This is a genomic window from Vreelandella venusta, assembly GCF_015689495.1.
Taxonomy (GTDB): domain Bacteria; phylum Pseudomonadota; class Gammaproteobacteria; order Pseudomonadales; family Halomonadaceae; genus Vreelandella; species Vreelandella venusta.
Genome location: NZ_CP065135.1, coordinates 2762091 through 2774907, shown reverse-complemented (window position 1 = coordinate 2774907; position 12817 = coordinate 2762091). Strand labels below are relative to the sequence as shown.

Annotated in this window: 10 protein-coding genes; 8 read left to right on the top strand and 2 right to left on the bottom strand. The window is 48.2% G+C overall.

Translation table 11 applies throughout. From position 1 onward, the window contains the following. Window positions 1–70 precede the first annotated feature (70 nt). From IR195_RS13355 to IR195_RS13335, 5 genes are all read left to right on the top strand, one after another. Window positions 71–973, top strand: coding sequence for a hypothetical protein (locus IR195_RS13355; protein ID WP_206047794.1), 903 nt, complete (start codon window positions 71–73; stop codon window positions 971–973). A gap of 26 nt (window positions 974–999) precedes the next feature. Beyond that, a complete protein-coding gene (locus IR195_RS13350) occupies window positions 1000–1305 on the top strand; it encodes a hypothetical protein (RefSeq protein WP_206047793.1) in 306 nt (101 codons plus the stop codon). A gap of 946 nt (window positions 1306–2251) precedes the next feature. After that, window positions 2252–2986 (top strand): hypothetical protein, encoded by a 735-nt coding sequence (locus tag IR195_RS13345; RefSeq protein ID WP_206047792.1) that lies wholly within the window; start codon window positions 2252–2254, stop codon window positions 2984–2986. A gap of 181 nt (window positions 2987–3167) precedes the next feature. Beyond that, window positions 3168–5786 (top strand): AAA family ATPase, encoded by a 2619-nt coding sequence (locus tag IR195_RS13340; RefSeq protein ID WP_206047791.1) that lies wholly within the window; start codon window positions 3168–3170, stop codon window positions 5784–5786. Window positions 5787–6238: 452 nt separating this feature from the next. Continuing rightward, window positions 6239–6718, top strand: coding sequence for a CreA family protein (locus tag IR195_RS13335; RefSeq protein WP_146943184.1), 480 nt, complete (start codon window positions 6239–6241; stop codon window positions 6716–6718). Between the two features lie 6 nt (window positions 6719–6724). On the opposite strand, the gene IR195_RS13330 is transcribed toward IR195_RS13335, so the two are convergent. Continuing rightward, window positions 6725–7303 carry a CAP domain-containing protein gene (locus IR195_RS13330; RefSeq protein WP_206047790.1) on the bottom strand — a complete coding sequence of 193 codons (579 nt, stop codon included), beginning with the start codon at window positions 7301–7303 and terminating at the stop codon, window positions 6725–6727. Between the two features lie 387 nt (window positions 7304–7690). On the opposite strand from IR195_RS13330, the gene IR195_RS13325 reads away from it, so the two are divergent. The 3 genes from IR195_RS13325 (at window position 7691) to csiR (ending at window position 11451) form a co-directional block, all read left to right on the top strand. Beyond that, window positions 7691–9136: an NAD-dependent succinate-semialdehyde dehydrogenase gene (locus IR195_RS13325; protein WP_206047789.1), complete on the top strand. Its 1446-nt coding sequence runs from the start codon at window positions 7691–7693 to the stop codon at window positions 9134–9136. A 40-nt stretch (window positions 9137–9176) separates the two neighbouring features. Beyond that, window positions 9177–10448 carry a 4-aminobutyrate--2-oxoglutarate transaminase gene (gene gabT / locus IR195_RS13320; RefSeq protein ID WP_206049797.1) on the top strand — a complete coding sequence of 424 codons (1272 nt, stop codon included), beginning with the start codon at window positions 9177–9179 and terminating at the stop codon, window positions 10446–10448. 292 nt (window positions 10449–10740) lie between these two features. Then, window positions 10741–11451 (top strand): DNA-binding transcriptional regulator CsiR, encoded by a 711-nt coding sequence (gene csiR, locus IR195_RS13315; RefSeq protein WP_146943188.1) that lies wholly within the window; start codon window positions 10741–10743, stop codon window positions 11449–11451. A gap of 98 nt (window positions 11452–11549) precedes the next feature. On the opposite strand, the gene IR195_RS13310 is transcribed toward csiR, so the two are convergent. Then, window positions 11550–12809, bottom strand: coding sequence for a TRAP transporter large permease (locus IR195_RS13310; protein WP_232471454.1), 1260 nt, complete (start codon window positions 12807–12809; stop codon window positions 11550–11552). Window positions 12810–12817 lie beyond the last annotated feature (8 nt).

Here is a 12817-nt window from a genome sequence, read left to right as displayed (position 1 = left end):
AACATTTCCCGTTGGTGGGGCATTGGCTCCACCGTTTCACCTGCGCACGCATGCCAACAGTGAGGCCAACATGACCCAGCAGACACCCGCCACCTCCCAAGCACCTGAGCAGGAGCAAGGCACCATGCAAGCAACAGATAATAAGCACTCCAAAGCCCCCGAAACCGCCGTGAGCGATGAAACCGAGTTGGAGACGGAGATTGAGCAGCTACGCGCCGTTTACCTCGCTCGTCGCTCGAAGCTTGAAAGCGTAACGGGCCGATTGGACAAACTGCGAAAGACGCTGGGCGCACTACAACACCAGATAGACGACACGGAAGGCGCATGGCGTCAGGACTTGGTGAAAGGGTTTGGCGAGCAGAGCAAGGCGGTGCGTGACAAGCTTAAGCAAAAAGGCCAGTTGACCTCTGAAGTTGCGCAGACCCAGGAAATGATCGAGCTGCTAGAGCCGCAACAGGAATGGCTCAAGATGCAGACGCATTTGGCTCGGCAACCGCTGGAAGGATCTATGGGTCGTCTGGCGGAAATTTTATCCCGCAAGAGGTTGATGAAGTGTCTTAAGGATATGAGCCATAGTGAGGAAATGGCCACCTTGAGCGCTGAGCTGCCAAGGCTGTTCAACAGCATTCATGAAGGGACTTACAACGATTATGCACACATGGCGAGGCTAGGCATTGATGTATCAAGCCAGCCAGGGAGCAGTATCGACCCCTTGATGGATAATGCTAGTCGACGCTGGACTAGTGAAGAGATTGAGCGCCGCCAACATGCTGCGCTGGGCAAGCTATTGCTGGACGTCATGCCCAAAGCCAAACCGGTGCCCACACCAGAGATTTTACAGGTGCCGCCCTTGCTCGCCTGCGAAGCAAGCAGACGTGACTACCCATCACCCATTGGCTTTAATCGGCGGTTAAAAGAATTAGAAGCGCAAATGGAGTACGTGCCAAGCCAGGACGACCTCGATAGCGCGTAGCGCATCTACAAGCCATACGCAGGCCAATGACCAACGCCCCGCCTTTGTGCGGGGCGTTGTCGTGGAAAGGAGGGCAGAAGGGTAGCCAGTCTTCTGCGAGCGCCTACAGGGCTTTATGGGGCGATGCTGCCCAACCATCTATCCCCACACCGGCCGCGACCCACGCCGCGCCCTCGACACCCCGCCCCGCCCGCGCGCTAAATGTAGTGGTTTTTATGCACCCCTGCGCCCGCCGCCAAGCCGCGCCACTGCTGGGCTGGCTGGTGAAAAATGGGTGCATGAAAATTATGCGAATTCATGCGGGGTTATGCGCTTCAGCACTGTACGCGTGACTAATCAGGCTTGAAAGCTGGCTCTTACCTTGCTGGCAGTGAAAAAGAGCGTTCTTGAGTATTCCTAACAAAGCCCCCGTGTACATACTATGAGAAAGGCTAGTAATTAAGCGTGAGATTTTTTACGTGTGTGGGGCTTTAATTTGTCATTACGGGGTACGGCACACAGAGTAGGCAGGTCTAATAACGGCACCCAGCGGCCTTACGTGAAGGTTGCCAGGGAAAAATCCCCAGATCGCCGCATCCTAAGGCGCGTTGTCTCTAACCAGTCTGCCGAGTTCGCTTGTGGGGTAATTCTTAATGCACACCACCATAAGTCCTAAATCCCGCTATCGCTGGGCTTTAGGGGAAAATTGGGTGCATGGGAGTCATGCGAAATCATGCAGGTTTATGCGCTTTCAACAGGCAAGAGGGAGAATGATGACATAGAGCTAAGCTATCAACTGGCGGGTAGCTGAATAAGGGGGCCTGATAATTCCTAATAGTGCCGTGCTTTTCTAGAAAAAGACGATGTGGGGTGATCTAAAGTCGCACATGATAGGCTTGTATGTATGACATGGAATGGGCAACACTATTAAAAATAATTAAAGTTGGGATTTGGCCTAGTGAGTATCAATTTACAGGTGGCAATAATTTGCAGGTAACAATAATTTTCAAATTACGTGCCATCGCAGACGGAGCAGAGGCACATTGTTATAGATTGATTACAGAGCCACTCCCACCTACCAGTTCAGGAGGTCTAACACTCAATAGTCAAAACAGCTATCGACCCAAATAAGGTTTAAGAAGTAGCTAAGTTGTGCGATTAAACTATCACATAAAGAACATAACTAAAGAATAGAAAAGTGGGCGTTAATTGGTTTAGTTGAATAAATGTAGATGGTATTACTTTTCACCATAAAAACACGTATAAGTGTTAATGATTTTATTGTGCTGAGGGAGCTCAATGTCCGAATCTAAATTTAATAGAAAAACAGTTGATTTGATCGCATATCGTTCTGCTTATATTTGCGCAAATCCAAGATGCAATAGGTTAACTGTTGCTCCGTCCCTCAATGATGCTGAGTCAAAAGTAAAAATCGGTGAAGCCGCTCACATACACGATGCGCGAGAAATGACTATCCGCTTTGATCAGAGTATGTCACTAGCAGATCGAGCCAAAGCTGAAAATGGAATCTGGCTCTGCGCTAGCTGCCATACAGAAATCGACAAAAACCGAGGTATAGATTATCCGGCAGAAGTTTTAAAGAAATGGAAGAAAGATCATGAGGATTTAATATCGGATTTATTGCGGCATCACAAAAGTCCTTTGCCGTTAATTAGAAGATTTACGAATGATCAAAAGCTAGCGCAAAAAATTGTAGATATTATTTCTAATAAGGGTGTCTTTCACCAAGCGCATTACCTTGAAAACCTTGATCACGTCATCTTGTCTTTAAAAGAGGTTCGAAAAAGTCTCGTTGAAATTGGAAGTAAAATTGATTTTGATAAAAAGCTTAAAGAAATCAATGAAAATTTAAAAAAGGCGCTCAAGGAATACATGAACGACACGTCTCAGTATCCGGTTTACTCCGATTCCCATATGGATGTGCTTAGGAAAAAGGTGGGAATATCTCTCCGTATATTACGCGATGAATTTGGGTGTTCAGTTGACGGATCCATTGTCCAGATAATGCCTTGATAAAGAAAAAATGTGTAAATTAGAGCGACACTATCCTACGCTCATTTTTGTTGCCTTTTTCAGTGGTTTATATGCCTCATGATTAAAAAAGGCATTGTCTTACAATTTACAAAAAAGTATCCAATCGTAGCTAACGCCATTTTTAATTAACTAACAATTTTGTGAGATATAAGGAAAAACTATGATCCGGACAGAATACCTGAATTTTTTGCAAAATCTTAACGAAGCTGGGGTTTCCTCTGATATTCGTAAGTTGGCTAATCTGATACTGGTGAACCAGGATGAGTTGGTTCCATTGGGCACTCATCAGGGGGCGCGCGTTAGGCGTCTGGTCGCATTGGCGCAGGCAAGTTGGGATACGCTAAACGAAGATATTAAGCCTTTATCAGAGCAGCCAGAAGAGCAGATGGCAGCCGTTACCCAGCTTAAAAGCATGGTGGTTGGGCCTTTTCGTGGTTTTGCAAGACAGGAGACTTTTGATTTGGCAAGCCGTTTAGTGCTGATATACGGCCCCAACGGGACAGGAAAATCCAGCTTTTGTGAAGCACTTGAGTATGGCTTGCTAGGTAATGTAGCAGAGGCAGAAAGCAAGCGTTTTCGTGATCAGCACGAGTACCTGAAAAACGCTTATGTTAAACTTTTTACGGCTCCAGTGATTGTAGGTTTGAACGAGCAAGGAGAAGAGGTTGAAATCCAGGCAAGTGAAGAGTTATATCGCTTTTGTTTCGTAGAAAAGAATCGTATTGATAGCTTTTCGAGAATCGCTGCTCAAGCACCTGCTAAGCAAACTGGACTTATCTCAACGTTGTTTGGTTTAGATTCTTTTAATGAATTTGTACGAAATTTTACAGCAGAAATCGATGCTAGATATATTGATTTGACTGGCGTAAAAGCTTCTGAGCTAGCCAGAAAACGTCAGGCGCTTTCTGGCTCTGAACAGCAAATATCCATTAACGAAAATGAGTTGCAAAAACTAGATGTAGAGGAGAGAGAATTAGCCGATCAGTATCGTGAAGGAGCTACGTTTAACCAAATGGTTTTTGAGTTAAATGGTGACGAACACCATGCTGGAACTATCCAACAACTTGAACATGAGTTGCAACAACATCAAGAAAATAAAAGTAACTTAACCACTCATGAATTAGATAATATTGTTAATTCAATTGGTTTAGGTTTTGATGAGCTAGATGTTAAGCAGGAAGAGCTACAAAGAAATAATAAAGAGTTGTCGTTTCAAAAGCTATATAATGCAGTGGTTAAGCTTAAAGAAAGTAGTTCGGAGAATTGCCCTGCATGTAAAACACCACTTAATCAAGTTGCAGTAAACCCCTATACTCATGCAGATGAAGAACTAAAAAAACTGCAACACTTAGCATCTCTGCAGAAAGCAATAGAGCAAAAACAACAAGATATAACTAATTGGCTACTGTCACTTTCGCAAATTGCAACCACTTGCTTGAGGTTACTCCCGCAAGAAAATATTCTCCACACTATGAGAATTCCATCCGACACACAAGCCACAATCGAATGGTGGAGCCTCCTGAATCAGCAGTTACAGGATGGTTTTACAACATTGCAGCATATACAGTCGCAGGTTAATCAGCTTGAACAGGCAGATTTAGTTATTGAACAAGCCGATAAAGTTCGCTCAACCAAACAGGCTGAGTATAACCGTTTACGCCGACTAGAAAATAAAATTACTGTATTACAAACTCGTAGACATACTGCACAACAAGCAATAACGTCTGCCAAGCAGACTATCACCAACTTCGATACTGAAAATTCAAAGCTTATAGCTGATGTGGATGTGGAGCGAACTCTTGTAGAAAAAAATAATGCAATTGCAGCTTCTTATCGCAGTTTGATTGCTAAATTAAATGCCTATAAAAATAGACGTCCAGGTCAATTAGTCGCCAACCTTGGAGAGATAGTTGTCACGCTTTATAATGCATTTAATAGAAATGACTCTAAAAGTGAGCTGTTGTCCATGGTTAAGTTACCATTAGCACAGAATCAACAGCTTGGTATATCTTTTCAAAACAACCCTCAAAAAGTCTATGACGCATTACACGTTCTTAGCGAGGGTCATATTCGCTGCGTTGGTCTTGCAATATTGCTTGCTAAAAATCTAAAAGAAAACTGCCCGTTATTGATATTCGATGATCCTGTGAATGCCATAGATGAAGACCATAGGGAGTCTATCCGAAGAACGTTATTCGAAGACCATTACTTTTCCGACAAGCAAATTTTACTGACCTGTCACGGTGAAGAATTCTTTAAAGATATCCATAACTTACTCCCTGCTCAGTCTGCGGCGCAATCTCAATCTCTCGCTTTCTTGCCACGCTTGGATGAGCCACATATCCGAGTGGACTTTAATTGTGCGCCTCGTAATTACATCATCGCTGCACGAAGTCATTTTGAACGAAATGAAATCAGAGATGCGCTTACAAAGTCTCGTAAAGCGCTCGAGTCTCTTACAAAAGTAAAAGTCTGGCGTTATGTGAATAAATATGGTGATGGTAGTTTAAGTCTAAAGTTGCGCTCATCAAAAGCGCCAATTGAACTGAGAAATCTTACTGAACAACTTAATAAAAAGATTGGTAAGAGTGATTTTTCTGATTTGAATAAAGAATCGGTTTATAACCCACTTGAAATATTGCTTGGATTGAATGGTGATTCGCGTGAGTGGCGTTATTTAAATAAAGGAGCGCACGAAGAAGATGATAGAAGTGAGTTTGATAGGCATTCTGTGTCAGTTATAATTTCTGCGTTAGAATCAATTGATCAAGCTTTGTAAGGGCATGAATTGTTCGTTATGAAACTATTGAAAATAATAGCCTTTGTAGCTGATCGAGAGTTTATATAACTGTGCGCTGTTGTCGGGCGTTTTTACTCGAAACGCCTTATATCAATATTAGCTAAATTTTCGCATCTGGCCGTAGGAAGCCCATGTGTGCCATTTGCAGATTTTTTTGTGATAGATGTTGCTCAATATCTAGTGGATAGCTGGCCGCAGATATGGCTGTGGTATACATGGTGGTATATTTTGTTCTTTGTTATTGTATTAATTTAAATAAATTCAATAGCTTAATTGATTTTTTTGACTCCTGCCAGGAACCCCGACTCCATTCTCCCTTTATCATCTATTTCTCCATTTCGACAGTTAGTCTCTCTTGACTGCCCCGACTCTGCCGGTATCAGGTATGCTCTTGTTTTGCCGTTTCTGCTGCACCTGCTGAGGACATTGCTATGCGTTTCCAACCCGCTATTGCCATTACGTCGCTTGCGATGATCTCTTCGTTGCTGCTGCCTACCGCGCTTCTGGCGCAGGATGCCCATATTGGCAGCGTGCGAACGGAGTTTAGGTTGATTGGCCCGAACAGTACGATTGAAGTGGAACGTTTTGACGACCCAAAAGTACAGGGGATCTCCTGCTATCTCTCTTACTCTCAGGTGGGCGGCTTATCGGGTGCGGTCGGGCTGGCTGAGGAAGCTAGCGAGGCGAGCGTGGCTTGTCGGCAAACGGGAGAGATTGTCTTCGACCCTGATGAGGTAGACGAGCAAGAGGTCGTTTTTAACCAGCGCCGCTCTGCGCTATTTAAGAATATGCGCGTGGTGCGCATGCACGATGCTGAAACCGAAACCTTTGTGTACTTAACTTACAGCACCAAGCTGGTAGATGGTTCACCAAAGAATGCGATTTCGGCGGTCCATTACGGTGGATTTTAAGAGGGCTTAGCGGGGCTTCCCCAGCATCTGTGTCCAGAAGGTGGTATAGCGCGAATCAGCATTGCTGGCCTTGGCCATGCCCATTTCGGTGAAGGTATCATTCATCATATTGCGGCAATGGCCGGGGCTCTCTAGCCAGCCGTTTACCACGGCGGCGGCAGATGCGTGCCCAGCAGCAATATTTTCTCCTAAGGCTTGCCACGTGTAGCCATGTTGATTGGCGCGTTGCTCAATTCCTGCGCCGTTAGCATCGGTATGGCTAACGTAGTCGTTGTTGGCCATATCGCTGGCGTGCATTGCGGCAGCGGCCTCCAGTTGGCAGCTCCAGGTTAGTGGGCTGGCTGCTGGAAATGCTTGATCGCCACATTGACGGGCGTTGTTTCGTGCCTCGTTTACCAGTCTTAGCATTTCCTGTTGCTGCTCCATCAGGCCACACGCGCTGTTGGTGCTGTCGCTATAAGGACTGTCGCCGTGTGAATCACCAACGGCCTGCGTGCCGCTGCCTATCAACATCAGTGCTATTGCGCTGAACAGTGCCCAGCGGGTAGGGCGCTTTAAGGTGGAGTTAGCCGTTACGTTGTTCATTTTCGCCGATGTAGGGGCGGCCTCTTTTTCAGATTGATTTTATCCGAAAGCGATACCCGATAAAGGCTTGCTTGCGGGTCGGAAATGCTGAGGCACACGCCTTGATCGCTTTTTGTACCAATCCTGCCCGCAGCCTAGCTACCATTTTCGGTGTCATCCAACCCTACCGTCCAGTTTTTAGTGTATATGCTAAAAATATATTTTGACGTTTTTTATAAATGTAGATATTTTTGTTAGTCATTACGGTTGATGCTGCCTATCTGAAAATGAAGAAGCTGGCTCGCTAGTGCTTTGGGAAGTACAGGCAATGGCGTTGTAGCGAGTTCGTGGGAGGCGCGGCCAGCGTTTGAGAGCACGCTCTAATGTCATGGCAAAAAGGAAAACAAGATGAGTGAGTTACCCGATATTTTGATACCTGACGCATTTATTGGCGGAGAGTGGTGCGGTGCTGACAAGCGCTTTGCGGTCACGAATCCGGCAAATGGTGAGCTATTAGCAGAAGTCCCCGACCTGGATGCTGATGGTGCACGGGCAGCGGTTGCCGCAGCAGAGGCAGCAGGGCCTAGCTGGAAAAAGCGTACTGCTAAAGAGCGTGCAACGCTGTTACGCGCCTGGTTCGATGCCATCATGGCGCACCAGGAAGACCTGGCTCGACTAATGACGTTGGAGCAGGGCAAGCCGCTGGCAGAGTCCCGCGGTGAAGTGGCGTATGGCGCGTCATTTGTCGAGTTTTATGCCGAAGAGTCCAAGCGCATGGCCGGTGAAACCTTGCCGGGCCATGGTGTTGATAAGCGCATTCTGGTGTTTCGCGAACCGATTGGCGTTGTGGCTGCCGTTACGCCCTGGAACTTCCCGCTGGCAATGATCACCCGTAAATGTGCCCCCGCGTTAGCGGCAGGCTGTACGGTGGTTATCAAACCTGCAGAAGCAACGCCACTGACGGCGTTGGCGGTGGCGCGTTTGGCTGAGCTTGCTGGCCTGCCCGCTGGGGTAATCAATGTGGTCACGGCTAGCCAGCCTGCACCGATTGGCGAGGTGTTAACCACCGACCCGCGCGTGCGTAAGTTCTCTTTCACCGGCTCTACGCCGGTGGGTAAAAAGCTGCTTGCTCAGTGTGCCGGTACGGTCAAAAAAGTATCGCTGGAGTTAGGCGGTAACGCCCCTTTCATCGTGTTTGATGACGCCGATCTAGACGCCGCCGTTGAAGGGGCTGTTGCCTCCAAGTATCGCAACTCTGGCCAGACCTGTGTGTGCACCAACCGTTTCTTGGTGCAAAGCGGCGTTTACGAGGCATTTGTTGAGAAGTTTGCCAAGCGGGTGGCTGAACTGAACGTGGGCAATGGGCTGGATGATGGCGTTATGCAAGGCCCGTTGATCAATCAGGCTGCGGTCGAAAAGGTCGAGTCCCACATTGGCGATGCGTTGGAAAAGGGTGGGCGTTTGGTCTGTGGCGGCAAGCCGCACACGTTGGGCGGCACTTTCTTCGAACCGACGATTATTGCTGATGTGACCGACAGCATGCGGGTTGCCCGTGAAGAGACGTTTGGTCCCTTGGCGCCTGTGTTCCGTTTCGAGACGGACGAAGAAGCCATTGCCATGGCGAATGCGACTGAGTTCGGGCTGGCAGCTTACTTCTATGCCCGTGACTACCGCAGAATTTGGCATGTAATGGAAGGGCTGGAGTACGGCATGGTAGCCGTTAACGAAGGCATTCTGTCTACCGAGCTAGCGCCCTTTGGTGGGGTGAAAGAGTCTGGGCTGGGCCGTGAAGGCTCACGTCATGGGCTTGATGAGTTTACTGAGTTGAAATACGTCTGTGTTGGCGGCCTATAAGCGATTTTCACTAATTAACTGAGGAATGCGGTAAATGAAGATGAGCAATGCACAGCTGAATGAGCTTAAACAGAAATATGTCGCTAATGGTGCCGCCAGCCCTGCAACGCAATTTGCGGACCGTGCTGAAAACGCGATTATCTGGGATGCGGATGGTAACCGTATTATTGATTTCGCAGGCGGTATTGGCGTGCTTAATATCGGCCATTGCCATCCTAAGGTAGTCGAAGCGGTTAGGGAGCAGTTAGGTCGGGTGATGCACACTTGCCAAACCGTTATTCCTTACGAAGGCTACGTGAAAGTCGCTGAAAAACTCAGTCAGCTCACGCCTGTGCGCGGCCATGGCAAAGTCATGCTGGTTAACTCCGGGGCTGAAGCACTAGAGAATGCCGTCAAGATTGCGCGTGCCGCCACCGGCAAGAATAACGTGATCTGCTTCGATGGTGGCTACCATGGCCGTACCTTTATGACCATGGCAATGAACGGCAAAGTGGTGCCTTACTCGGCTGATTTCGGCAGCATGCCGGGGAATGTTTTCCGTGCGCCTTACCCCGTTCCGTTCCATGGGGTCAGCGAAGAAGGCGCTATCCGCGGTCTTAAAATGACGCTGAAGACCGATGCTAACCCAAGAGACACCGCCGCTATCGTGATTGAGCCTGTGTTGGGTGAAGGCGGGTTCTATCCTGCACCGGCCAGCTTCCTTAAAGCAGTGCGTGAAATTTGCGATGAGCACGGCATGCTGATGATCGTCGATGAAGTGCAGTCTGGCTTTGGCCGTACCGGTAAGCTGTTTGCGATTGAACACAGTGGTGTTGAGCCTGACCTTATGACCATGGCTAAGAGTATGGCCGGTGGCATGCCGATTTCAGCCGTGGTGGGAACGGCTGAGCATATGGATGCGTGTGGCCCTAACTCGCTGGGTGGCACCTATTCAGGTAGCCCGGTTTCTTGTGCGGCTGTGTTAGCGGTACTTGAAGTATTCGAAGAAGAAAAGATTCTTGAGAAGAGCCAAGCCTTAGGAGAGGTTCTGGGGCAGCGCTTTACCCAGTGGCAGCAGCGCTTTGCTTGTGTTGAAAACGTGCGTCACTTAGGTTCGATGGCGGCATTGGATCTTGTTGCCGCTGATCAAACCCCCGACCCAGAGCTTGCAGCGGCCATGTGCAAACGTGCCCGGGAGAAGGGGCTTATCCTGCTGTCGTGTGGGCTCTACGGTAATACGCTCCGCTTCTTGATGCCGGTCACCATCGAAGACAGCATCCTTGAAGAAGGGTTGGCGATTGTTGAAGAATTGCTCGAAGAGCTTACAGCGTAATATCTAGCGTCTCATTGGTTAGTTAAGCGCCAATTTGAAGCTTCTGTAGGCAAAAAACTTTGGTAGCTAGAACGCTTTTGTAGAGAGCTTTTGTAGAAAGCTTTTGTAGAGGGCGTTGATAAGAGCGCTGAAAAGCGTATTGGTTAACGAGTTGATAGAAGCCGGTGCAGCTAGTCTGCATCGGCTTTTTTTATTGCTTGTTGCCGGTGTTATTGAGTGCGGGGAAGAACACGTTCAAACAGCTGTTACAAGGTGTGTTATTATTTTGACCCACTTTGCAAAATGCATACTCATGAATTCATCTTTCTTCCCAGACGAAAAGGCGGATGCCAAGGAAAACTTGGGTATTCGTGCCTACAAGCTACTTAAAATAGATATTATTAAAGGCACTTTTCAGCCTGACGAAAAATTGCGTATGAGTGTGCTTAAAGCGCGCTATGACCTGGGTATTGGCCCTCTGCGAGAAGCACTTTCCCAGCTTGTTGCTGAGTATTTAGTGGTGGCAATTAGCCAGCGTGGCTATCGTGTAGCGCCCATGTCGCTCGCTGAGCTTAACGATATTTACGATGCCCGGGCGCAGGTTGAAGCGATGATGTTGGGGCTTGCAATCGAGCGCGGCGATGATGCCTGGGAAGCCAATATCCTGGCAAAGTCTTATCAATTAGCCAAGCTGACGGAAATGAACTCGCCAGAAGGGCTGTTAGATAGTTGGGATCGTCGGCATAGTGATTTTCACACCGCGATGGTGGTTGGCTGTAACTCTCCGCACTTGATGAAAGTGCGCGCTGGGCTGTTTGATAAAGTTCAGCGTTACCGCTTTTTGTGGCTTAAAGAAACCGTGTTTTCTGCTCAGGCCCTTGAAGAAAAGCGCCAGGAGCATGCCGCCTTAGTAGACGCCACGCTTGAGCGCCGCAAGGATGAAGCAGTGGCATTGATGCACGAACACTTGATGTCTCCCGTGCCGATTATTGCCCAGGTAATGCGCCAACAAAGTGTCGCATAAGGCAACAGAAGGCAGCGCAGAAACGCTAAAAGAAAAGGCCCTAATGATTAGGGCCTTTTTAGTTGGGTTGCTGTTCGTTAGCCGTTTGATACGCCTGTTTAGAACAGTAAGTTGGGCAACCATAGCGCAATACTTGGGAATAGTACGATAATTGCTAATCCCACTATCTGTAGAGCAACATACGGCAGTGCTGAACGATAGATATCAACGATAGTAATGGACTTTGGCGCGACTGATCGCATATAGAACAGGTTATACCCAAAGGGCGGTGTCAGATAAGCGGACTGCATACTGATAATAAACAGCACCGCAAACCAGGTAGTATCGAACCCTAAGTCACGTACGATTGGCACATAAAGCGGAATCGTGATGAACAGGATCGCAAAGTCATCGAGAAACATGCCCAGTGCAAAAAAGCTAATCAGCATGATGATGATGACGGTATAGGGCGACAGCGAGAAGTCATTAATAAAATCACTGACGATCATACCGGCGCCTAAGCCCATATAGATACGGCTAAAGAATACCGCGGCAATGGCAATCCAGAGCAACATGCCGGTTATTTTGGCCGTGCTGAGCATGGCGTAGCGCAGCAGGCTCCAGTTAAGCCGACCTCTCAGCGCTGCAATCAGCATGGCACCGCCAGCCCCGACTGCAGACGCTTCCGAAGGCGAGGTTACCCCTCCGATAATGCAGCCCAATACGGCAGTGACCAAAAGGCCAGGGGCAATCACATGGCGCAAAGACATCAGCTTTTCTTTGGCACTAAAGCGTTCTTCTACTGGCGCAGCAGGGCCTAGGGAAGGGTTGATACGGCAGCGTATTAATATGTATGCCATGTAAATAGCGGCAAGCATTAGGCCGGGTACTAAGCCAGCAGCGAATAGCTTTCCTACTGATTCACGAGCCAGAAACGCATAGACAATCATCAAGATACTAGGTGGGATGAGAAACCCCAATGCACCACCCGCCATGATCGTGCCGGTGACTAGCCGCTTGTGATAGCCCCGCTTGAGCATTGCCGGTAGTGCAATGATCCCTAGGCTGACAGTAGCTGCCCCTGAGACTCCCGCCATGGCAGCGATAAGGGCGCAGATCAGAATGGTGCCAATCCCGAGCCCGCCTGGAAGGCTGCCCATCAGCTTATGCATCATCTCGAAAAGGTCATCGGTAATACCGGAACGTTCCAGTACCAGTCCCATAAAGATGAACAACGGCAGGGCCACCAGGAGAAAGTTGTCCATGGTGCTGTATGCCGATGAGAGCAAGAAGTCTAAGCCACCAGGGCCAAACATCATGTAGGCACTTCCCATGCCCGATATCATCAACGCCCACGCTAGCGGAGCGCCTATTGCCATTAGGACGA